21 protein-coding genes and 2 tRNA genes are annotated in these 23,789 nt (G+C 40.7%); all 23 read left to right on the forward strand.

What is annotated here, in order from left to right; all coding sequences use genetic code 11:
- The first annotated feature begins 37 nt into the window (after nucleotides 1-37).
- The 23 genes from ispE (at nucleotide 38) to ftsH (ending at nucleotide 23,572) form a co-directional block, all read left to right on the forward strand.
- Complete coding sequence (gene ispE, locus AC6HZ4_RS00310; RefSeq protein WP_497493075.1) at nucleotides 38-907, forward strand: 4-(cytidine 5'-diphospho)-2-C-methyl-D-erythritol kinase; 870 nt, start codon at nucleotides 38-40, stop codon at nucleotides 905-907.
- 54 nt (nucleotides 908-961) lie between these two features.
- Nucleotides 962-1,822: a pur operon repressor gene (purR, locus tag AC6HZ4_RS00315; RefSeq protein WP_497493077.1), complete on the forward strand. Its 861-nt coding sequence runs from the start codon at nucleotides 962-964 to the stop codon at nucleotides 1,820-1,822.
- 107 nt (nucleotides 1,823-1,929) lie between these two features.
- Nucleotides 1,930-2,307, forward strand: coding sequence for a RidA family protein (locus tag AC6HZ4_RS00320; protein WP_497493078.1), 378 nt, complete (start codon nucleotides 1,930-1,932; stop codon nucleotides 2,305-2,307).
- Between the two features lie 129 nt (nucleotides 2,308-2,436).
- The gene (gene spoVG, locus AC6HZ4_RS00325) at nucleotides 2,437-2,730 is read left to right on the forward strand and encodes a septation regulator SpoVG (RefSeq protein WP_129730942.1); all 294 of its coding nucleotides are present in this window, start codon (nucleotides 2,437-2,439) and stop codon (nucleotides 2,728-2,730) included.
- A 397-nt stretch (nucleotides 2,731-3,127) separates the two neighbouring features.
- Nucleotides 3,128-4,522, forward strand: coding sequence for a bifunctional UDP-N-acetylglucosamine diphosphorylase/glucosamine-1-phosphate N-acetyltransferase GlmU (gene glmU / locus AC6HZ4_RS00330; RefSeq protein ID WP_497493079.1), 1,395 nt, complete (start codon nucleotides 3,128-3,130; stop codon nucleotides 4,520-4,522).
- Complete coding sequence (locus tag AC6HZ4_RS00335) at nucleotides 4,522-5,475, forward strand: ribose-phosphate diphosphokinase (protein ID WP_497493081.1); 954 nt, start codon at nucleotides 4,522-4,524, stop codon at nucleotides 5,473-5,475. Before glmU ends, AC6HZ4_RS00335 begins: the two co-directional genes overlap by 1 nt.
- A 79-nt stretch (nucleotides 5,476-5,554) precedes the next feature.
- Complete coding sequence (pth, locus tag AC6HZ4_RS00340; protein WP_497493083.1) at nucleotides 5,555-6,118, forward strand: aminoacyl-tRNA hydrolase; 564 nt, start codon at nucleotides 5,555-5,557, stop codon at nucleotides 6,116-6,118.
- A 70-nt stretch (nucleotides 6,119-6,188) separates the two neighbouring features.
- A complete protein-coding gene (locus AC6HZ4_RS00345) occupies nucleotides 6,189-6,413 on the forward strand; it encodes an anti-sigma-F factor Fin (RefSeq protein WP_497493084.1) in 225 nt (74 codons plus the stop codon).
- A gap of 96 nt (nucleotides 6,414-6,509) precedes the next feature.
- Complete coding sequence (mfd, locus tag AC6HZ4_RS00350) at nucleotides 6,510-10,040, forward strand: transcription-repair coupling factor (RefSeq protein WP_497493085.1); 3,531 nt, start codon at nucleotides 6,510-6,512, stop codon at nucleotides 10,038-10,040.
- Between the two features lie 148 nt (nucleotides 10,041-10,188).
- Nucleotides 10,189-10,725 carry a stage V sporulation protein T gene (gene spoVT / locus AC6HZ4_RS00355; protein WP_497493086.1) on the forward strand — a complete coding sequence of 179 codons (537 nt, stop codon included), beginning with the start codon at nucleotides 10,189-10,191 and terminating at the stop codon, nucleotides 10,723-10,725.
- Between the two features lie 204 nt (nucleotides 10,726-10,929).
- Nucleotides 10,930-12,534 (forward strand): putative polysaccharide biosynthesis protein, encoded by a 1,605-nt coding sequence (locus AC6HZ4_RS00360; protein WP_497493087.1) that lies wholly within the window; start codon nucleotides 10,930-10,932, stop codon nucleotides 12,532-12,534.
- Entirely contained in the window at nucleotides 12,531-13,982 is a 1,452-nt protein-coding gene (gene yabN, locus AC6HZ4_RS00365) for a bifunctional methyltransferase/pyrophosphohydrolase YabN (RefSeq protein ID WP_497493089.1), read from the forward strand. The genes AC6HZ4_RS00360 and yabN overlap by 4 nt, the downstream gene beginning before the upstream one ends.
- A gap of 14 nt (nucleotides 13,983-13,996) precedes the next feature.
- On the forward strand, nucleotides 13,997-14,278 hold the full coding sequence (locus AC6HZ4_RS00370) for an RNA-binding S4 domain-containing protein (protein WP_497493090.1): 282 nt from the start codon (nucleotides 13,997-13,999) through the stop codon (nucleotides 14,276-14,278).
- 53 nt (nucleotides 14,279-14,331) lie between these two features.
- Nucleotides 14,332-14,640: a sporulation protein YabP gene (yabP, locus tag AC6HZ4_RS00375; RefSeq protein WP_497493091.1), complete on the forward strand. Its 309-nt coding sequence runs from the start codon at nucleotides 14,332-14,334 to the stop codon at nucleotides 14,638-14,640.
- Nucleotides 14,637-15,290, forward strand: coding sequence for a spore cortex biosynthesis protein YabQ (yabQ, locus tag AC6HZ4_RS00380; protein ID WP_497493092.1), 654 nt, complete (start codon nucleotides 14,637-14,639; stop codon nucleotides 15,288-15,290). The genes yabP and yabQ overlap by 4 nt, the downstream gene beginning before the upstream one ends.
- Nucleotides 15,287-15,643 carry an FtsB family cell division protein gene (locus AC6HZ4_RS00385; protein ID WP_497493093.1) on the forward strand — a complete coding sequence of 119 codons (357 nt, stop codon included), beginning with the start codon at nucleotides 15,287-15,289 and terminating at the stop codon, nucleotides 15,641-15,643. The genes yabQ and AC6HZ4_RS00385 overlap by 4 nt, the downstream gene beginning before the upstream one ends.
- Before the next feature lie 118 nt (nucleotides 15,644-15,761).
- A complete protein-coding gene (locus AC6HZ4_RS00390) occupies nucleotides 15,762-16,214 on the forward strand; it encodes a S1 domain-containing RNA-binding protein (RefSeq protein WP_497493094.1) in 453 nt (150 codons plus the stop codon).
- A 149-nt stretch (nucleotides 16,215-16,363) separates the two neighbouring features.
- A tRNA-Met gene (locus AC6HZ4_RS00395) sits at nucleotides 16,364-16,440 on the forward strand.
- A 4-nt stretch (nucleotides 16,441-16,444) separates the two neighbouring features.
- Nucleotides 16,445-16,516 (forward strand) — tRNA-Glu (locus tag AC6HZ4_RS00400).
- Nucleotides 16,517-16,872: 356 nt separating this feature from the next.
- Nucleotides 16,873-19,347, forward strand: a complete 2,475-nt coding sequence (gene spoIIE / locus AC6HZ4_RS00405; RefSeq protein ID WP_497493095.1) for a stage II sporulation protein E — start codon at nucleotides 16,873-16,875, stop codon at nucleotides 19,345-19,347.
- Between the two features lie 253 nt (nucleotides 19,348-19,600).
- Nucleotides 19,601-21,028 carry a tRNA lysidine(34) synthetase TilS gene (gene tilS, locus AC6HZ4_RS00410; protein WP_497493096.1) on the forward strand — a complete coding sequence of 476 codons (1,428 nt, stop codon included), beginning with the start codon at nucleotides 19,601-19,603 and terminating at the stop codon, nucleotides 21,026-21,028.
- Nucleotides 21,025-21,567, forward strand: a complete 543-nt coding sequence (gene hpt / locus AC6HZ4_RS00415) for a hypoxanthine phosphoribosyltransferase (RefSeq protein WP_497493097.1) — start codon at nucleotides 21,025-21,027, stop codon at nucleotides 21,565-21,567. Before tilS ends, hpt begins: the two co-directional genes overlap by 4 nt.
- Nucleotides 21,568-21,652: 85 nt before the next feature.
- Nucleotides 21,653-23,572, forward strand: a complete 1,920-nt coding sequence (ftsH, locus tag AC6HZ4_RS00420) for an ATP-dependent zinc metalloprotease FtsH (protein WP_497493098.1) — start codon at nucleotides 21,653-21,655, stop codon at nucleotides 23,570-23,572.
- The last annotated feature ends 217 nt before the right edge of the window (nucleotides 23,573-23,789 follow it).

Consider the following 23,789-nt stretch of genomic DNA (forward strand, 5'->3'; position numbering starts at 1 on the left):
ACGGTAAAAGATTGAGTACATAGAGTAGGTGAAAAGTTTGAAGCTGCTAGTGAAAGCACCAGCCAAAATTAACTTGTCCTTGGACGTGTTAGGAAAGAGAAATGATGGGTACCATGAGGTCAGGATGATTATGACAACAATCGATCTAGCTGACCATTTAGAGCTTGCTCCGCTTAAGGAGAACCGTATTGAAGTTGTTTCACATAACCGGTATGTGCCGGATGATCAGCGAAATCTTGCCTATCAGGCGGCTGATCTCTTAAAGAAACGCTTTGGTATCCGACAAGGGGTCTCCATAACGATTGAAAAAACAATTCCGGTAGCTGCAGGGCTCGCTGGGGGGAGCAGTGATGCAGCAGCAGCGTTACGCGGTTTAAACAGAATCTGGGGACTTGGGCTCAGTATAGATGAACTAGCGGAAATAGGTGCTGAAATCGGGTCGGATGTTTCGTTTTGTGTATATGGCGGCACTGCGATCGCAACAGGAAGAGGAGAGAAGATTGAGCATATTCCTGCTCCGCCCCCATGCTGGGTTATTTTAGCTAAACCACAAATTGGTGTTTCAACAGCTGAGGTATATCGCAATTTACAGCTTGATCGAATCAATCATCCGAATGTTGATCAAATGATTCGCAGTATTCGGCACGGTGACTATGAAGGGATTTGCCATTCGGTTGGCAATGTCTTGGAGGACGTAACGTTCCGCATGCACCCTGAAGTCGCGCATATTAAGGAGCAAATGAGACGATTTGGGGCAGATGCTGCATTGATGAGCGGCAGCGGACCGACTGTATTTGCATTAGCTCACCATGATTCACGCATGCATCGTATTTATAATGGATTAAAGGGATTTTGTGAACAAGTCTATGCGGTACGTACACTTGGTGAACGAGAAAGGCTTGAATAGATACGTATGATGCGTTATGATTTGTGTAGAATATTCGTGATTTGAGGTGAGGGTATGAAAACAAGACGTAGTACAAGATTGGTTGATATGACGTATTATCTATTGCAGCATCCTCGTCGCTTAGTCTCTCTCACTTTTTTTGCTGAACGGTATCAATCTGCCAAGTCCTCTATTAGTGAGGATTTGGTTATTATTAAACAAACGTTTGAGCAACAGGGAGTCGGTACGTTGCAGACGATACCAGGTGCAGCAGGGGGAGTGAAGTACATTCCGTATATGAATAGTACAGAAGCTGATGAGTTGATTGAAGAGCTTTGCAGGCAGTTGGCGAATCCAGAGCGTCTTCTTCCAGGCGGCTACTTATACATGACAGATTTATTAAGTAATCCACGTTATATTAACGGAGCAGGTCGACTGTTTGCTTCTTTATTTGCTGGACAGCAGGTTGATGCAGTCATGACCGTCGCAACAAAAGGCATTCCGCTTGCTTACGCAGTAGCGAATTATCTGGATGTGCCTGTAGTTATTGCCCGTAAAGATAGCAAGGTGACTGAGGGACCTACTGTAAGTATTAACTATGTGTCCGGCTCGTCCAAGCGTATCCAAACAATGACTCTTGCAAAAAGAAGTATACCAGAAGGCGCAAATGTCCTTATTGTCGATGATTTTATGAAGGCAGGCGGTACGATTCAGGGAATGATTAGTATGCTGGAGGAGTTTCAAGCAAATGTGGTTGGAATCGGCGTACTAGTAGAGGCTGATCATATTGAGGAACGTTTAATTGAGGACTATGTGTCTTTAATCAGTTTATCCGAAGTGAATACAAGAGATAAAGTGATTGAAGTAGTAAAAGGAAATTATTCTCTTCCTGAATTTAAAGAAGAGATTGTATCAGAAGAAGAGATGAAGCTATAAGCTTTATCTTCTTTATACATACATTTTATTAAAAAATAGGTGAGAACACTCCATCTTCAAGTGAAGCTAAGTGGTGGGAGAGTTCAAATAAGAAAAGGAGAGATAGTATGAAAATCGTGCATACTGTAAAAGCACCGCAAGCAATTGGCCCTTATTCGCAAGGTATTATCGCTGGGAACATGTTTTACAGCTCTGGACAAATCCCGTTAACAGCAGATGGGCAGCTTGTTACGGGAGATGTGAAAGAGCAGACACATCAGGTATTTGCAAATTTAAAAGCGGTTCTAGAGGAAGCGGGAGCATCATTCGAAAGCGTTGTCAAAACAACGGTGTTTTTGAGCGATATGAACGACTTTAGTGATGTAAATGAAGTATACGGACAATATTTCTCCGAACATAAACCCGCGCGGTCTTGTGTACAGGTGGCAAGATTGCCAAAAGATGTGGCAGTTGAAATTGAAGTAATCGCTCTCGTACAGGCATAAAAAGTATAACCATCTTATGTATCGTAACATTTTATTTTAAAATTTTTTTGAAATTGAAGGAATAACCAAAAAATTGTGGAATTTATATTCCATATCGCATGATTTATGGAAAAGGGTGGTGAACATAAGATGGAAGTGACTGACGTAAGATTACGCCGCGTAAGCACAGAAGGCCGCATGAGAGCTATTGCATCTATCACGCTGGATCATGAGTTTGTAGTTCATGATATTCGAGTGATTGATGGAAATAACGGCTTATTCGTAGCAATGCCAAGCAAGCGCACTCCGGATGGAGAATTCCGTGATATCGCGCATCCAATTAATTCTAATACACGCTCCAAGATTCAAGATGCTGTATTAGCAGAGTATCATCGTTTAGGTGAACTGGAAGAAGTTGAGTTTGAAGAAGCCGGTGCTTCATAAAATAACAGAAAAAAAGCCGAAAAACGGCATTTTTGTGTGAGGCAAGCTCCTGGAAAACAGGAGTTTGTTTTTATGTTTATATTGTACAGAATAGACTTAAAGCGTTCTCTAGAGATTCTTCTTGCTTAAGGACCTTATTAATAATATACGGCTACAGCTAGCATGAATTACGGGAGCATCTGAAATGGCTTAAACGTAATCTTCATGATCCCCCCTCCCCTCTCTCTTTCCTCATAAACTTCAAGATATGTTTCACTTCTTAAAAAAATAGATAACAATAATACAACAATGAGTAAAAGCTGTGGTAAAATTTAATAGTTGTGCTCGGTTTCTTGAAATAAAAAACGTTTTGGGATAATATTCTTAATGGATAAATAGGTTGCGATGGAGGGTTTATATGTCAAATCGATTTGCGATCATTTTGGCAGCAGGACAAGGCACACGCATGAAGTCCAAGCTGTATAAAGTGCTTCATCCCGTTTGCGGAAAGCCAATGGTGCAGCATGTAGTTGAGCAAGTATCACAGCTGGGATTACAAGAAATTGTTACGATTGTGGGACACGGTGCGGAATTAGTGAAAGAACAGCTGGGAGAGCAAAGCAAGTTTGCCCTGCAGGCCCAGCAGCTTGGCACAGCTCATGCCGTAGCACAAGCAGCAGTTTTGCTGGGACAAGAAACAGGAACAACTCTTGTCGTTTGCGGTGATACGCCTTTAATTACTGCTGAGACGATGGAAGCATTGTTACAGCACCATGAAGAGATGGGTGCAAAAGCAACGGTGTTGACTGCTTATATAGAAGACCCGACTGGATATGGCCGCATTGTTCGTAATGATAAAGGATACGTGGAGAAAATTGTCGAGCATAAAGATGCGAGTGAGGATGAGCGAAAGCTTCGCGAAATTAATACTGGCACATATTGCTTTGATAATCAGGCATTATTTGAATCACTTAAAAAGGTTTCTAATGATAATGTGCAAGGAGAGTATTATTTGCCGGATGTTATTGAAATCCTAAAGAAGGAAGGCTCAATTGTTTCTGCCTACCAAGCTGAGCGTTTTGAAGAAACATTAGGAGTCAATGACAGGATTGCCCTATCGCAAGCGGAAAATATTATGAAAAAGCGCATTAACCGGAAGCATATGATGAACGGTGTGACGTTAATCGATCCTGAAAATACGTATATTTCCTCAGATGCAGTAATTGGGAATGATACGATTATCTATCCAGGAACAGTGATTGAAGGAGAAACAACAATTGGTTCTGACTGTGTAATTGGACCTCATACAACGTTAAAGGATAGCGAAGTAGGGGATGGAACAACAATTCGTCAATCCACTGTTCATGATAGCAAGATCGGTAATCATGTTGCTATTGGACCTTTCGCCCATATTCGTCCTGATTCTGTAATTGGAAACGATGTGCGTGTTGGAAATTTTGTAGAAATTAAAAAATCTATCTTTGGTGATAGAAGTAAGGCATCTCACCTTAGCTATATTGGAGATGCAGAGGTAGGCGTGGATGTGAACCTTGGCTGTGGGTCTATTACAGTAAATTACGATGGTGAGAATAAGTTCAAAACTGTTATTGGCGATGGTGCTTTCATTGGCTGTAACTCTAACCTTGTTGCACCTGTAACGGTAGGAGAGGGAGCTTATGTTGCAGCAGGCTCAACCATTACGGATAATGTACCTGCAAAAGCATTATCTATTGCTCGTGCGCGTCAAGTGAATAAGCAAGATTATGTAGAGAAAATGTTACAGAAGAAAACTAATGTGGAGGGTTCATTTTAATGCCTAATCAGTATGTAAATTCAAATTTGAAGGTATTCTCGCTTAATTCTAATAAGGCTGTTGCGGAACAAATCGCAGAACGAATTGGCGTAAAACTAGGAGAATGCTCCGTAACCCGTTTTAGTGATGGTGAAATTCAGATTAACATTGAGGAGAGCATTCGCGGCTGTGATGTATTCGTAATTCAATCTACGAGCTATCCTGTGAATGAGCACATTATGGAGCTATTAATTATGATTGATGCTTTAAAACGTGCATCTGCTAAAACTATTAACATTGTGATACCGTATTATGGCTATGCGCGTCAAGACCGTAAAGCACGTGCGCGTGAACCAATCACTGCAAAGCTTGTAGCTAACCTTTTGGAAACAGCAGGTGCAACTCGTGTGATCACGCTTGATTTGCATGCTCCTCAACTTCAAGGTTTCTTCGACATTCCAATCGATCATCTTATGGGTGTACCAATTCTCGCTGAGTATTTCTCAAAGAAGGAATTAAAGGATGTAGTTATTGTCTCTCCTGACCATGGCGGTGTAACGCGTGCAAGAAAAATGGCAGATCGTTTAAAAGCTCCGATTGCAATTATTGACAAGCGCCGTCCTAGACCGAATGTAGCAGAGGTTATGAATATTGTTGGTAATGTAGAGGGGAAAACAGCTATTTTAATCGATGACATTATCGATACAGCCGGTACAATTACCTTAGCAGCAAATGCTCTTGTAGAAAATGGTGCGGCAGAGGTATATGCTTGTTGTACGCATCCTGTCCTATCTGGACCTGCAATTGAACGCATTCAAAACTCCAAAATTAAAGAGCTTGTTGTAACGAATTCAATTTTACTTCCAGAAGAGAAGAAGATTGAAAAGATAAAAGAGCTATCTGTAGGTCCACTACTTGGAGAAGCAATTGTCCGCGTTTACGAAAAGCAATCTGTAAGTACATTATTTGATTGAGTTTTATATAGCAATTCAGACGTAACCTGAGCAGAGGTTACGTCTTTTCGCATCAAGCTTAGAAAGAAGGGAAAAAAGAATGAAGCTGATTGCAGGACTTGGAAATCCAGGAAGAGAATATGAAGCAACAAGGCATAATATTGGATTTATGGTAATTGATGAGCTGTCAAAACGGTGGAATATTCCATTAAATCAACAAAAATTTAAAGGAATATTCGGGGCAGGTGTCGTAAATGGGGAGAAGGTAATTTTATTAAAACCTCTCACGTATATGAATTTATCTGGAGAAAGTATTCGACCTCTCCTTGATTACTACAAAATTGAGATTGATGACTTTGTTGTCATGTATGATGATTTAGATTTGCCAGTTGGTAAGCTGCGGTTGCGTATGAAGGGAAGTGCCGGTGGTCATAATGGAATCAAGTCTACGATTGCTCATTTGGGGACGCAGGAATTCAATCGCATTCGAATTGGGATTGACCGTCCAAAAAATGGTATGAAGGTTGTAGATTATGTACTAGGACGATTTGCAGCAGAGGAAATGCCAGAGGTACAGCAGTCTATTCAAAAGAGTGCCGACGCATGTGAAAAATGGTTGTCCACACCATTTTTACAAGTCATGAATACCTTTAACGGACAATAAACAAGGGACGAATAAATTTATGCCATTTCATCCATACTAATGATAATTGCGAAAAGTTCAGGAGGATGGCATGAACGCCCATTATTATTGCCGTTATTGTGGATATAAGATCGGCTCCATTGAAGGAGAAGAAGCACAAGGGATTATTTTAGGGAATTTAACAAATGAAGAACAGCTAGAAATGACACATTTTGACGAAAATGGAAATTTATACGTGAAAACTATTTGTGAATCGTGTCAGGATACTTTGCAGCATAATCCGCATTATTATGAATACGACACATTTTTGCAATAAGCTTTGGCTTGCCCAAAGCATTTTTCTGTTTGCTATTTGCAAGCATACTGCATAAAAATATATTAACTTGCTCTTTTGTCGAGAGGAGTTTTGACAATGATAGGATTATTGGAGAACTTTTATGAAAGTAAGGAGGTTCAGTCTGTTTTAAATGGATTGAATGAGGGTTTGAAAGAGCAGCTTGTATCCGGGATGTCTACTTCCTCCCGTTTGCTGCTTTCAGCTGCGTTGTATAAACAAACAAAACGTACGCAGCTCATTGTAACGCATAATTTGTACCAGGCCCAAAAGATCTATGAAGATATGGTATCTATTTTGGGTGAAAATGAAGTATGGCTGTACCCTGTTAATGAGTTGATTGCCTCAGAGATAGGGGTGGCGAGTCCGGAATTGAAAGCGCAACGAATCGAAGTGCTTAACCATCTTGTTCAAAATGAGCCTGCTATTGTAATTACACCTTTAGCTGGTTTGCGCCGCTTTCTTCCTGCAAAGGAGCTTTGGGCGCAGCAGCAAATCGAACTAAGGCTCGGGGAAGAAGTAGATTTAGACCATATGGCTCATACCTTGGCTTATATGGGCTATGAACGAAAATCAATGGTGGAGGCACCTGGGGATTTTAGTATTCGCGGCGGCATTCTAGATTTATATCCGCTCACCGAGGAATTACCAATTCGTATTGAATTTTTTGATACAGAAATCGATTCTATTCGTACATTTACGGTAGAAGATCAGCGTTCTCAGGAGAAAATTGCATCCATTTCCTTTGGACCGGCAGTAGAATTCATATTTTCTGACGAAGAACTTCGTCTGGGAACGGTGAGATTGGAACAGGAATTAGCTAGAACGGTAAAAAAGATTAAAGATGAAAAGCTTAAGGAAATGCTGGTAGAAACAGTTGGCCATGAGTTGGAGAAGCTGCGGAATGGGCAAATAATTGAACAGATGTTTAAGTATCTGGCCCTTTTTTATCCACAGCCTGCTAGTCTCATAGACTATTTGCCGGATACGGGGATTGTCATATTAGATGAAATTTCACGCATTCAAGAAACTGCAGACCAGTTAGAGAAGGAAGAAGCAGAATGGTATATAGCGTTGCTTGAAGAAGGAGCGATTGTACAAGATTTGTCTTTCTCTTATAATTTTACAAATCTTTTACAGCAACGAAACCGTAGTTTGTTATATTTAACTTTATTCCTTCGTCATATTCCTCATACGCACCCGCAAAATATCGTCAATGTAACATGTAAGACCATGCAGGATTTCCATGGTCAAATGAATCTGTTTAAAGCGGAAATTGATCGTTGGAAAAAGGGTCATTTCACAGTTGTGATATTAGGTGCAAATGAAGAGAGAATGAAGAAGCTTGAGCATATTTTGAATGATTATGAGATAGAGGCTGATGTTATACCAGATTCTATGCAGCTTATTCCAGATCGTATACAGATTGTTATGGGTGATCTCCATGCGGGGTTTGAACTGCCGATGCAAAGGCTTGCGGTAATTACAGAGAAGGAACTTTTTAATAAAAAGACGAAAAAGCCGCAGCGCAGACAAAAGCTCTCAAATGCCGAGCGCATTAAGAGTTATTCCGAATTGAAGGTTGGAGATCATGTTGTACATGTGAATCATGGCATCGGCAAATTCTTTGGTATTGAAACATTAGAAATTAATGGTGTGCATAAGGATTATCTTCATATTAAATATCAAGGAAATGATAAGCTGTATGTTCCAGTGGAGCAAATTGATCAAGTACAGAAATATATTGGTTCAGAAGGAAAGGAACCGAAGATTTATAAGCTGGGCGGTACAGATTGGAAGCGTGTCAAAACAAAGGTAGAGAAATCGGTTCAAAATATTGCAGATGATTTAATTAAGCTGTATGCCGAGCGCGAAGCATCAAAGGGATATGCATTTTCTCCAGATGCGTTAGAGCAGCATGAATTCGAAGCCTCCTTCCCATATCAGGAAACAGAGGATCAATTACGTTCAATCATGGAGATTAAAAAGGATATGGAACGATCCCGTCCAATGGACCGTTTATTATGCGGTGATGTTGGCTATGGAAAAACAGAGGTTGCCATTCGAGCCGCATTTAAAGCGATTATGGATGAAAAGCAAGTGGCGATTCTCGTTCCGACAACCATTTTAGCGCAACAACACTATGAAACAATCCGAGAGCGTTTTCAAGATTATCCCATTAATATTGGCTTGCTGAATCGTTTCCGTACACGCAAGCAGCAAAATGAAACGATGAAGGGGCTAAAGGACGGAACGATAGATGTTGTAGTTGGAACACACCGTCTTTTATCCAAGGACATTATTTTTAAAGATTTGGGTCTCCTGATCATTGATGAAGAGCAGCGGTTTGGTGTAACACATAAAGAGAAGATTAAACAGATGAAAGCAAATATTGATGTATTAACGCTAACAGCAACGCCGATCCCGCGTACGCTTCATATGTCTATGCTCGGTGTTCGTGATTTATCTGTCATTGAGACGCCGCCGGAGAACCGTTTCCCGGTTCAAACGTATGTAGTAGAATATAATCCTGCTTTAATTCGAGAAGCAATTGAACGGGAGTTGGCTCGAGATGGTCAAGTATATTTTTTATATAATCGTGTAGAAGATATTGAACGAAAAGCAGAAGAGATTTCCATGCTTGTCCCTGATGCACGTGTGACCTTTGCGCATGGGAGAATGAATGAAGGTGAATTGGAATCTGTTATGCTTGCGTTTTTAGATGGGCAATATGATGTTCTTGTTAGTACAACGATTATCGAAACAGGAGTCGATATTCCGAATGTGAATACGCTAATCGTACAGGATGCTGATCGTATGGGGTTATCACAATTGTATCAGCTTCGTGGTCGTGTGGGTCGTTCCAATCGCGTTGCGTATGCGTACTTTACGTATAAGAAGGATAAGGTACTGGCGGAAGTAGCAGAAAAACGATTGCAGGCAATTAAAGAGTTTACAGAGCTTGGATCTGGCTTCAAAATTGCAATGCGTGATCTGTCTATCCGTGGTGCTGGTAATTTGCTGGGTGCAGAACAGCACGGCTTTATAGATTCTGTCGGCTTTGATTTATATTCCCAAATGTTGAAGGAAGCGATTGAACAGCGAAAGGGCGAAACGGGAGAACAGCCATATTTTGATGTAGAGATAGATCTGGAGGTAGACGCTTATCTTCCGGATGCGTACATTTCTGATAGCAAGCAAAAAATCATGATGTATAAGCAATTTAAGGGGATATCTTCTATAGAAGACATCGAAGGGCTTCAGGAGGAAATGGTGGACCGCTTTGGCGACTATCCGCAGCAGGTTGGTTATTTGCTGCAAATTTCCTTGATTAAGGTACTGGCTGCACAGGAACGCATTGAATCCATCAAGCAGCTAAAGCAGGAGGTAACCGTTTTATTCTCTGAGCAAGCAAGTCAAAATATAGATGGCGGGAAGCTCTTTATGCTGAGCAGCAGCCTTGGGCCTATGATTCGTCTTGGTATGGAGGGATCAAAACTAAAGGTAGTGATCGATGTAAAAGGTATCGAGCCGTCTAAGTGGCTGACCATCGCCGAGAACTTGCTAAGAGGCTTGCCCGATACAAAAAAAGAAGCTGTAAATGCTTGACTAAATAAATAAAAAATGTAATTCGACGTGTATAGAACCCTCGCAGTGAACAATACTATGCTTAACAGTTGGTGGTTTTTACATGAAAAGGAGAAGATAGAACAAATCACCACTTTCATCATCAAGTAGAAAGCGAGGCAGCATTAGAATGAAAGCAACTGGCATAGTACGTCGAATTGATGATTTGGGTAGAGTAGTTATTCCGAAAGAAATTCGTAGAACTCTTCGTATTCGCGAAGGAGATCCACTAGAGATTTTTGTCGATCGCGATGGGGAAGTCATTTTAAAAAAATATTCTCCAATCAGTGAATTGAGTGATTTTGCAAAAGAGTACGCAGACGCGTTATATGATAGCTTAGGGCATAATGTATTAATTTGCGATCGTGATAGTATTATTTCGGTTGCAGGCGTTTCAAAGAAGGAATATTTAAATAAAAACATTGGTGACCTAGTCGAAAAGATTATGGATGATCGAAATTCTGTTGTAATGACAGATGAAAGTGAAATCTCCATCGTAGACGGAATGAAGGAAACAGTCATGTCCTACACGGTTGGACCTATCATTGCAAACGGTGATCCAATCGGTGCAGTCATCATCTTTTCTAAAGATAAAATTATTGGTGATGTTGAGCATAAGGCTGTTGAGACGGCAGCGAGCTTTTTAGCAAAGCAGATGGAGCAATAACAGAAAGAGGCAGCGTATTGCTGCCTTTTTTTGTTATAAGACAAGAAAGTATAACTTTTTGCGGGGATGCTGTCTAGTTCCTATGACCTGCCTGCGCTTTTCTTAGTTCAAAAGAAGACATTGATTATTGTCTCCGCTCTTGCTTTCCTGTTTGCCAAGTTGTGGTATATAATACGTAAGAGCCCGGTAAAGAAGGAGATTTTCATGGAAGCCAAAAAATATCATGCCTTTTGGCGCGGTGCAGTTATTTTGACAGCAGCGAGTCTAATTACAAAAATTTTAAGTGCATTTTATCGAATCCCGTATCAAAATATTGCGGGAGATATGGCATTTTATACATATCAGCAAGTATATCCAATATATGGCCTTTGTCTTACGTTTGCAGTATATGGCTTTCCTGCTGTAATTTCTAAAATGATTGCTGAACAGAAGGAGAATAGGGAGGGAGGGCGAGTGGAAGATCTCCTCTCTATTTCCTTTTGGTTTTTGATGCTGCTTTGTACCAGTGTGTTTTTGTTCTTGTTTTTTGCGTCTCATTTTGTTGCACGGATGATGGGGGACGAGCAGCTCCACAGGATTGTACGGACCGCATCCTTTTGCTTTCTGTTTATGCCGTTTATATCTGTGGTACGGGGCTATTTTCAAGGTTCGCATAATATGCTTCCAACTGCTGTCTCACAAGTAACTGAACAGCTGCTCCGCGTATCTGTAATAGTTTTATTATCTTTATATTTTGTTACAAATGATTTTGATGTGTATACGATAGGCGCAGGGGCAATGTTTGGTTCGGTAATTGGAGGAACGGCGAGTGTTTTGGTGCTGTGGCTATTTTTACGCCATAATTTGCGGCATATCTTCTTTCGCAGGTGGAGCAGGATTTCTAAAAAAAGAATGATCATGAGAGTGTTATTTTGGCAAGGGATCACAATTTGTGTTGGCAATCTTGTTCTTATTGTCATGCAATTTGTCGACTCCTTGACATTTTACAATATGCTAATAGGGGCAGGAGAATCCGCGAATGGAGCAAAAGTAATAAAAGGAATATATGACAGGGGAATTCCCCTCGTACAGCTAGGAACTGTTGTTGCCACCTCCTTTTCATTGGCTCTCATTCCTGTGATGACGGAAGCGAGGCAGAGAAAAGATACGGCGCTCATTGAGAGTAAGATTCGTTTTGCTGTAAAGGTTACACTTGTTATTGGATTAGGGGCGTCAATCGGTCTTGCTTGTATTATAAAGCCGACAAATATAATGCTGTTTGAAAATCAGGCAGGATCTGATATGCTGGCTATTTTAGGCTTTTCTATCTTATTTAGCGCCTTGGCTATTATGTCTGCGGCTGTTTTACAAGGACTAGGATATACAGCGGCTCCTGCCGTTTTCACACTGGTTGGTGCTGTTGCGAAATATACGGCAAACGCTATTCTCATTCCCGAGCTAGGGGCAAAAGGGGCTGCAGCTGCTACTGTTATTGCATTAATGATCATTGCTATGCTGAATCTCTTTCTTCTTGCTCGTGTGGTTCGTGCTTCTCTTATAGACTGGTTTGCTTTGGTTAGAACAGTTCTTTCTTGTGGTGTTATGGCTCTTTTTTTAATGCTCTATTTGTTTATAGTAGAGTCCTTATTCCCAGGAGCAAGTCGCGGCTGGATATCAATTGAAGCTATTGCAGGAGCAGTAATCGGTGGAGTGGTGTACCTTGCTTCTCTTGTGAAGCTTCATGCTTTTACAGAGGAAGAACTTGGTTCATTGTTACATAATAGAGAGATTTCGTTTCAAAGGAAAACGAGAAAGGAGAAGGGTGCATGATTACGATTTTAGGGCTTGGTGCTGGAGAGCTGGAGCAACTTACGCTTGGTGTATATCGAAGCATTCAGCAAGCGTCACATCTTTACTTGCGTACAAAGGAACATCCTGTTGTTAAGGAATTAGAAGAGGAAGGAATTGTATATACATCCTTCGATGCTATATATGAGTCATATGATTCCTTTGAACAGGTATACGAGACAATTACGGAAACATTACTTGCAAAGGCAAAGGAGCAGGAGGTTACCTATGCTGTTCCTGGGCATCCCCTCGTAGCAGAACGGACGGTACAGCTTTTACTGGAAAAGGGGAAGGCTGCTGGTATTCCTGTAAGAGTGGAGGGAGGGCAAAGCTTTCTGGATCCTTTATTTGCAAGCTTACAAATTGATCCGATTGAAGGGTTTCAGCTAGTAGATGCTACGTCCTTTGAACGAGGGCAGCTTGAATTGCGCCATCATCTTGTATTCTGTCAGGTATATGACGCATTTATTGCTTCAGAGGTGAAGCTAACCTTGATGGAGATGCTTCCGGATGAATATGAGGTATATATTGTAACCGCTGCAGGGACATCTTTTGAAAGCTTAAAAAAAGTGCCGCTGCATGAGCTGGATCATGAGACGGAATTAAATAATTTAACGAGTGTGTACGTTCCGCCTGTCAAGGAGAAGTCCATGCTGTATCAGCAGTTTGACGTACTACGCAGTATTATCGCAGAGCTCCGTGGTCCAAACGGCTGCCCGTGGGATAAGGAGCAGACGAATGTCTCTTTAAAAAAATACTTAATTGAAGAGGCGTATGAGCTTCTCGATGCAATTGATGAAGAGGATGATGATCATATTGTCGAGGAACTTGGAGATGTGTTGCTTCAGGTAATGCTGCATGCGCAAATTGGAGAGGATGAAGGCTGGTTTTCTATTGATGACGTTATTCGTACGTTATCAGAAAAGATGGTTCGTCGTCATCCGCACGTGTTTGGCAGTGTAGAAGCAACGACTGCTGATGAGGTTGTGGCGAATTGGGAGGAAATTAAAAGTAAGGAAAAAGATGGTGTGAAAGAGTCCGTTTTATCGGGAATCCCGAAAGGTTTACCGCAGCTGCTGCAAGCATATGAATTGCAAAAGAAAGCTGCAAAGGTTGGATTTGATTGGGATGATGTGAAGCCAATGATAGGGAAGGTAAGTGAGGAGTGGAATGAGTTTCAGCAGGAGCTAGGGGAAATGAATGAAGAAAGAATGATCTCTGAATTCGGAGATTTATTGTTTGCGTTCGTGAACATTGCCCGTTACTACAAGATTAATCCGGAAGAGGCTGTGCATGTAACAAATCGTAAGTTTTTGAAGCGCTTCTCCTACATAGAAATGAAAACAGCAGAAATGAACAAGGATATGAAGTCATGTACGCTTGAAGAGCTGGATGCGCTTTGGGAAGAAGCAAAAAGAAAAGGGATATAAGCAGGAGGGAAAATATGAGATTAGATAAGTTTCTAAAGGTGTCTCGTTTGATTAAAAGAAGAACATTAGCTAAGGAAGTGGCTGACCAAGGACGTATTTCTATTAACGGTCTGCCTGCGAAAGCAAGCTCGGTCGTAAAGGTAAATGATGAGCTAACAGTTCGGTTCGGGCAGAAAATTGTAACGGTAAAGGTGAATGAGCTGAAGGAAACGACAAAAAAAGAAGATGCACCTTCCATGTATACTGTTTTGAAGGAAGAAAAAGTACAAACAGAACAACCTGAAGGCTTGTTCTAAAAAAAATGCCCCCTTCATACATTGATAACAGTATGAGCCATGGGGGGGAGAGCATGAATAAGGGCTACCAGGCAACTTCTTTAAATAATCAAAATGTCTCTGTCGAGCATGACATTATTATGCGGGGGAGAAGGCTCCTTGATATTACGGGTGTGAAGCAGGTGGAGAGTTTTGACAGCGAAGAATTCTTGTTGGAAACAGTCATGGGATTTCTTACAATTCGCGGGCAAAATTTGCAGATGAAGAACTTGGATGTAGAAAAGGGCATTGTGTCGATCAAGGGGAAGGTTTACGAAATGGCCTATATAGACGAACATCAATCGGAGAAGGCTAAAGGCTTCTTTAGCAAACTATTTAAATGAGTCTAACCATTCAATTTTACACAATGCTTTCTATGGTTGGTATGGGGGCGTGGGTCGGTGCGGCCCTCGACACGTACCAACGCTTTCTAAAACGTCCAAGACGAAAGCGCTGGATTGTATTTGTCCATGATATTGTATTTTGGACTGTCCAAGCTTTATTTGTTTTTTATGTGTTGCTGCTTGTAAATGAAGCGGAGCTCCGTTTTTATGTATTTGTTGCTTTACTTTGTGGTTTTGCAGCTTATCAAGGCCTGCTCAAAACATTATATATGGCGGTACTTGAGGCAGCTATCCGGACTGTTGTTCGTACGTACCGCTTATTGGAGATGCTTGTCAAAACACTTATTATCAAGCCAATTGTATATCTGTTTCAATTTTTACTTGCATGCATCTTGTTTTTGCTGCAGATGTTAAAGACAGCATCGTTCCTTCTTTACAAACTGATTGTACGGCTCTTATCTCTTATTTGGAAAATCATTTTGGTTCCTTTCCGTTTAATTGGAGTTATAGTGTGGAAACTCCTTCCTCACCGTGCTAAAATTTTTGTGAAGAAATATGCAGGAATTTTGAAGAAAATCCAGAAAGTGAAAGTGACAGTCTTAAAATGGTGGGAATATATTAAACGATGGTTAGGGGGACCTCGACAATGAGGGAACTAAGAAAGTATGTAGCGGAGAATCCAGCAGAGAATCTTCAGCATACTATACAATCAGACAATTCGAAGAAAAAACACCTTTTGCGCAGGCTTCTTGTGTTTTTTCTATTTTCCTTTACCGTTGTGGTAGGGACAAATATCACCTTCCATCAGCAAGAGATAAGTATTAAGGAGAAACAAAAGGAAATAGAGAAGCTCTCGAAGGAAATGGAAGCGCTGATGGTGGAGGAAAAAGGTTTAAAGGATGAGATTAAAAAGCTGAACGACGATGAGTATATCGCTAAAATTGCTAGAAGAGACTATTTCTTTTCCAAAGAGGGAGAAACTATTTTTCCGATTGCTAAATAAAGAACCTATGTTTTCCAAATGCTTGTAAGGCATATGTCGTTCATTGACACTATATTTTACAATCATATATAATAAAGGAAATTTGACTTTTGAAAAATTAAGGAGGAGCATTTTTTTTATGTCAATTGAGGTAGGCAGCAAGTTACAAGGGAAAGTAACAGGTATCACTAATTTTGGGGCTTTTGTGGAGCTGCCAGAAGGACTAACTGGTCTCGTTCATATTAGCGAAGTAGCGGATAATTATGTTAAAGATATTAATGATCACTTGAAAATCGGCGATCAAGTAGAAGTGAAAGTGATCAATGTTGAAAAGGACGGGAAAATTGGACTATCTATTAAGAAGGCTAAGGATCGTCCGCCGGTACCAGAGGGCGAACAACAACAGCGTTCTGGACGTCCTCAGCGCCCACGTCCATATAACCGTGATCGCGGCGGCGAACCCCGTGGTGTAGTGAAAGAGAACTTTGAACAGAAGATGGCACGCTTTTTAAAGGATAGTGAAGATCGTTTATCTTCCTTAAAGCGTAATACAGAGTCAAAACGAGGCGGTCGCGGCGCGAGACGCGGGTAACTTGCTGTTTATCCTTTCAAAATATAGGGCACTCGGGAACGTAGTTCGAGTGCCTTTTTATTTTACTATTCTGAAAAACTTTAAATTCTTCGTTGACATTTTTCGTAATTATTGATATTATAAATCTTGTCCATTAGGTGACCAGATATGGCGGTGTAGCTCAGCTGGCTAGAGCGTACGGTTCATACCCGTAAGGTCGGGGGTTCGATCCCCTCCGCCGCTACCATAACGGCCCGTTGGTCAAGTGGTTAAGACACCGCCCTTTCACGGCGGTAACACGGGTTCGAATCCCGTACGGGTCATTAAAAAAAGCTAAACCTTTTTGGTTTAGCTTTTTGTTTTTTTCTCCTTTTGTTTCCTCTGTGATGAATAGAATTATTTTTTTAAGACGTGGATTCGCTTTCTGTCCTATCTTATAAATTCCTTTTTCTTAAATTGAAGTACATATATCTTTCACCTGATACTATTAGTAAAAAGACGATTCCTCTAAGGATATTACAAATAATGCGTGATAGTATAACTGTTTGTGTATAGAAATGGAAGGATTTCTAATAAAAAGTCGAACAATTCTGATTTTATTTTCCATTTTTTTGACAAAATTTACTCTTTACACCATTTATAATTACAATTAATAAACTATGCGGGTGGTGTTAAGAGTATGCCAAGGACAGGAAAAAACACTGTCAATCCGAACTCTGACTTAGTGGCTATGAATCGTGGACCGCTAGCCCTCTCACGTTGGACAAGCAAGATGAAAATATGGGTGGAGCATATTTTTTTCCGCTGGGGATTTGTTGTGGCGTTAGTAGGCTTTCTATTGGGGCGTGCATATATTCTAACAAATATTTTACCATTTGCTCTTCCATTTTTCGCAGCTGTATATATTATGAAGCGTGATAAGATGGCATTAGCTTTTCTCGCTGTTATGGGAGGAGCCTTTACTGTATCTATTGAAAATACAACCTTCACCTTTGCCTCAATCTTTATGTTCTTCGTGTATAATATTGTTTTTGGCAGGTTTACAACAAAAACAGTAGGTCTTGTACCGTTTCAAGTATTCCTTTCGGCATTAACAGCTCATCTATCTGTTGTATATTTTCAGCAGGGATCTTTAATTTTATATGATGTGTTTATGAGTACAATCGAAGCTGGACTAAGCTTTGTGTTAACAATGATTTTTCTGCAAAGTGTTCCCTTGCTTACAGAACGGAAAGGGAAGCAGCAGGCTTTAGAAACGGAAGAAATTGTTTGTTTAATCATTTTGCTTGCTTCCGTTTTGACAGGAACGACAGATTGGTTCTTATACCACTTATCTATCCAGCATGTATTTACTAGATATCTTGTCCTGTTGGCAGCTTATGTGGCTGGGGCAACGATTGGTTCAACGGTAGGAGTGGTGACAGGTTTAATTTTGAGTCTTGCAAACGTCGCAAGCTTGTATCAGCTTAGTTTGCTTGCCTTCTCCGGGCTTTTGGGAGGTTTATTGAAGGAAGGAAGACGCATTGGAGTTGGATTAGGGCTTTTAATTGGTACAAGTTTGATTGCCCTTTATGTGGACAAGCAGGCCGATATAGCAGTGACACTATTAGAGTCGGTGGCTGCTATTATGATGTTCCTTCTCACTCCAAAATTTATAATGGAGAAGCTTGCGAGGTTTGTACCTGGGACAAATGAACATTCAACAGATCAGCAGCAATATTTAAGACGTATGCGTGATGTTACATCAAATAAGATTACGCAATTCGCTAACGTATTTCAAGCGCTCTCTGGCAGCTTTGCTGTTTATGGATATGTAGAGGAAGAAGACCAAGAGAAAGAAGCAGACCTCTTCTTAAGCGGCATTACGGCAAAAACATGCCAAACATGCTTTAAGCGCGAACAGTGTTGGGCGGTGAACTTTGATAAGACATATGATTACTTAAGGGAGATTATGCAGGAAACACAGGAAGGGACTCTTCAGAGAAATACGAAGCTAACGAGAGAATGGGATAAATATTGTGTAAGAGGAACACGCGTAACAGAGTTGATTAATCAAGAGCTGTTTCACTTTTATAATCAACAGAAGCTGAAGAAACAAATGATAGAAGGCCGTCGTCTTGTTGCGGAGCAGCTTCTTGGTGTCTCGAAGGTAATGGAGGATTTTGCCAAGGAGATTCAGAGAGAGAAAGAGAACCATCAAGTACAGGAAGAACAAATTTTAGAGGCATTCCGGGAATTCGGGATAGAGATTGGACATGTAGATATTTATTGTCTTGACCAAGGCAATGTTGATATAGAAATGACGATTCCAACTGCATCGAATCAGCGTGGTGAATGTGAAAAGCTGCTTGCACCTATGCTCTCTGACATTTTAAAGGAAACGATTGTTGTAAAGCTAGAGGAGCCTTCTCAGTATCCGAACGGTTATAGTAATGTGTGCTTTGGTTCCGCAAAAACCTTTTCTATTGATACAGGGCTTGCTACTGCTGCGAAAGGGGGCGGACTTGTATCTGGTGATTCCTACTCCACAATGGAGCTGAGCATTGGAAAATACGCGATAGCTATTAGCGATGGAATGGGAAATGGAGAGCGGGCACATCGCGAAAGCAAGGAAACGTTAAAACTTCTGCAAAAGATTCTCCAATCTGGCATTGATGAAACCATCGCGATCAAGTCGATTAACTCTATTTTGTCATTAAGAACGACTGAAGAGATTTTTACCACATTAGATTTGGCGATGATTGATCTGCGGGATGCCAGCGCTAAGTTTTTGAAAATTGGCTCTACGCCAAGCTTTGTAAAACGCGGTGACCGTGTGATTAAAATAGAAGCAAGTAATTTACCGATGGGAATGATTCAAGATTTTGAAGTTGATGTAGTGAGTGAGCAGCTTAAAATGGGCGATATTCTTATTATGATGAGTGATGGCATCTTCGAAGGGCCAAAGCATGTAGAAAATCATGAAATGTGGATGAAGCGGAAGATTAAAGAGCTGCAAACGGAGAATCCGCAGGAGATTGCAGATGTTTTGATGGAGGAGGTCATCCGTTCCCGCAATGGATTTATTGAAGACGATATGACGGTGGTGGTAGCAAAGGTCGATAAAACAATGCCAAAATGGGCAACTATTCCAGTGTTTAGTAAACAGGCGTAATATGTATAAAAAGTGTTTTCCTTGTCGAAGATAGTAATAGGACGAGGTACGAAAATTTGCTGGGCACTTTCATGGATGGACATAAAAATTATTAACGAAGGTCCAAGGTGTAAACCTCGGATCTTCTTTGTTTTTATCGATTTTGTGAACTTTCTTTTGTTTCGGATGTTTCTTTTGCAGATAAATCATAAAAAGTGGTACGATTATACTTACAAGCTTGATAGGTTTCAATCGATAAAGGGTGATTGTAATATTGAAGGGTGAATTTGTTCAGAAGGTAGATGCCTTTGTAGAAAAATACGAAATGCTTCGTTCAGGAGCAAAAATTGTTGTCGCTGTTTCGGGAGGGGCAGACTCCCTTGCTTTGCTGTATTATTTGATGGAACGAAAAGAGAGGGAAGATCTCTTTATTGTTGTGGCACATGTGGATCATATGTTTCGGGGTGAAGAGTCATGGCAGGACCTTCTTTATGTACGCAGCATATGCGAAAAGTTTCAGATTCCATTTGAAGCCGCCCGAATTCCTGTAGCTTCTTATCAGCAGGAGCATCAGCTTGGGGCTCAAGCCGCTGCAAGAGAGTGTCGTTATCGTTTCTTAGAAGAAGTGATGAATAAGTATAAGGCACATGCTCTTGTTCTCGGTCATCATGGTGATGATCAGGTAGAGACGATCCTCATGCGCCTTGTGAGAGGCAGCAGCATGAAAGGTTATGCCGGTATACCGGCAAAGAGAGAGTTCAGTACTGGTACAATCATACGCCCTTTTTTAGCTGTGACAAAGCAGGAAATTGAACAATATTGTCATAACAAAGGAATTGTTCCTCGCGTTGACCCGAGCAACAATAAAGATACATACACAAGAAATCGTTTTCGTAAATATGTTCTTCCCCGCTTAAAAGAGGAAAACCCAGCTGTGCATGAAAAATTCCAAGCTTTTAGTAAGTTTATTCAAGAGGATGAAGACTATTTGCAGGAATTAGCCATCAAAAAAATGAATAAAGTAATTAGAAAAGAAAACAAAATACAAGTTGTATTGTCAATTCCTGACTTTGAATCATTGCCTATGCCTTTACAAAGGAGAGGGATTCAACTAATATTAAACTATCTTTATAATTCCAAGCTTCCTTCATCACTATCTTCTATACATATTGAGCAAGTACTGTCTTTTCTAAAGCGTTCCCATCCTTCAGGATCGCTAGATTTTCCAGAAGGACTGAAAGTAACTCGTACATATGAAGAATGTAGTTTTGGATTTTTAGAAGAGAAAGCCGCCCCTTTCTCTTATACAATGTCTGTCCCTGGGACAGTTATTTTGCCAAATGGTGATGAATTGACAGCAGAAATCGGGAAGGAAATTCCTTCCATAAAAGATGGTGCTGTATTTGTTGTACCGCAAAGCGCTGTTTCTATTCCTCTCATTGTCCGTTCCAGAATGGATGGAGATCGTATGCGTATTAAAGGTATGAATGGTACAAAAAAGATAAAAGCTATCTTTATTGAAGAAAAGGTACCTAAGCAAAAGAGAGGGGAATGGCCTGTCGTTTGTGATGCACAAGGAACAATTCTTTGGCTGCCCTTACTAAAGCAAGCATCAGTAAGCTCAGAAAAGGCTGCTGAGGGAGGAAGCTACATAATTATTCGCTACAAAAGCAAGGAGTCTTCTAGGAGGATAAACAGATGATGAATCAAGATATTGAGAAGGTACTCATTTCAGAGGAAGAAATACAACAAAAGCTCAAGGAGCTCGGTGCTGTCATTACAGAGGATTACAAGAGCACTATTCCTTTAGCTGTTGGAGTACTCAAAGGTGCTATGCCTTTTATGGCAGATCTTTTAAAGCGTGTAGATACATACCTTGAAATGGATTTTATGGCGGTTTCTAGCTATGGGCATTCTACAACGTCTAGCGGGGAAGTGAAAATTTTAAAGGATCTTGATACTTCTGTAGAAGGACGGGATATCTTAATTGTAGAAGATATTATTGACAGTGGACTTACATTGAGCTACCTCGTAGATCTGTTTAAATACCGTAAAGCTAAGTCCGTGAAAATTGTCACATTATTGGATAAGCCGTCAGGACGAAAAATTGACATCGAAGCAAACTATGTAGGCTTTCATGTACCAAATGAATTTGTTGTCGGCTACGGCTTAGATTACAGAGAACAATATCGCAACCTTCCCTATATCGGGGTATTAAAACCAAGCGTTTATTCAAATTAATATATGAAGGCCTTACATTTGGATAGGAAGGTTTGTTTATGTTACTATTTACTATAAGTGTGTATGCTGTGAGAGGAGGTCAGGGATGAATCGCATCTTCCGTAATACCATCTTTTATTTACTTATATTCCTTGTTGTAATCGGTGTTGTGAGCTATTTTAATGGTTCTACTCAGCAAACAAAATCGATTAGCTATGACACATTCGTTTCTAGATTGGAGAGTGGAGAAGTACGCAGTGTTGAACTCCAGCCTAAAAACGGCGGTGTATTTGAGGTAAAGGGACAATTTAGTGATTCTGGCCAAGAAGATTACTTCGTTACATATGCGCCGAATACTGAAGAATTGCAAAGAAAAATTAATGAGAAGGTAAAGAATACAAAAATTGATTATCAGCCTGCAGAAGAAACAAGTGCATGGGTGACGTTCTTTACTTCTATCATTCCGTTTGTTATTATCTTCATCCTTTTCTTCTTCCTTTTAAACCAGGCACAGGGCGGGGGCAGCCGTGTGATGAATTTTGGAAAAAGTAAGGCAAAGTTATATAACGATGATAAGAAAAAGGTACGATTTAGAGATGTAGCAGGTGCAGATGAGGAGAAACAAGAGCTTGTTGAGGTTGTAGAGTTTTTGAAGGATCCACGCAAATTTGCAGAGCTTGGGGCCCGTATCCCGAAAGGTGTGTTATTAGTAGGTCCTCCAGGAACTGGTAAAACACTTCTTGCAAGAGCGGTTGCAGGTGAAGCTGGTGTACCATTCTTTTCTATTAGTGGTTCCGACTTTGTAGAGATGTTTGTCGGTGTCGGTGCTTCCCGTGTTCGCGATTTATTTGAAAATGCAAAGAAAAATGCCCCTTGTATTATTTTTATCGATGAAATCGATGCGGTAGGCCGTCAACGTGGTGCAGGTCTTGGCGGCGGTCATGATGAGCGTGAACAAACATTGAACCAGTTGCTTGTAGAAATGGACGGGTTCGGTGCTAATGAAGGTATCATTATTATCGCTGCGACAAACAGACCGGATATTTTGGATCCAGCTTTACTGCGTCCGGGTCGCTTTGACCGTCAAATTACGGTAGACCGTCCAGACGTAAACGGTCGTGAAGCAGTGCTTAAGGTACATGCACGTAATAAACCTCTTGATGATACTGTAGATTTAAGAGCAATTGCAGCTCGTACACCAGGATTTTCTGGTGCAGATCTTGAAAACTTATTAAACGAAGCAGCTCTTGTAGCAGCTCGTCAAAATAAGAAGCGAATTGATATGACAGATATTGATGAAGCGACAGATCGTGTAATTGCCGGTCCGGCCAAGAAAAGTCGTGTAATTTCTGAAAAAGAGCGCAATATTGTTGCGTATCATGAAGCGGGCCATACAGTAATCGGCATGGTGCTAGATGAAGCTGATATGGTGCATAAGGTAACAATTGTTCCACGTGGTCAAGCTGGCGGCTATGCCGTTATGCTTCCGAAGGAAGATCGTTACTTTATGACAAAACCAGAATTGCTTGATAAAATTGTCGGCTTGCTTGGCGGCCGTGTTGCGGAGGATATCGTATTCGGTGAGGTTAGTACAGGGGCCCACAATGATTTCCAACGTGCGACAGGTATTGCAAGACGAATGGTAACAGAATTTGGTATGAGCGATAAGCTTGGACCGATGCAATTTGGTAATCCACAGGGGCAGGTCTTCCTTGGGAGAGATTTCCATTCTGAACAAAACTATAGTGATGCAATTGCGCACGAAATTGATATGGAAATTCAGCGTATTATGAAAGAAAGCTATGCACGTGCCAAGGAAATCTTAACAGATAAGCGCGATAAGCTTGAAATCATTGCAAAAACATTGCTTGAAGTGGAAACTCTTGATGCGGAACAAATTAAAGGCTTATACGAAAACGGTGTATTACCGGAGCGTAAAAAAAGCTCCTATGCTGATGATGTGAAAGTCAATATCTCCGCAAAAAAAGAAGAAGCAAGTGCTGAAGAACCTAAAGAAAAGGAGTGACGTCGTGTCACTCCTTTTTGTTCTGAGATAAGGAAGTATTCCTTTTAGAGAATTGTCCAACTAACGTCTGTGCTTTTCATGTAAAAAAGTATGCCATGGCTTATTTTTTCTCAGTTCTTAACGCAGCCATTACCTTTTTATGCGGTGAAAGCGGAATAAATTAGGTACAATAGGAACAGAGAATAATTATAATACATATATAAAAATTTAGGATAAG

It is taken from the genome of Ectobacillus sp. OTK (genome assembly GCF_059698935.1).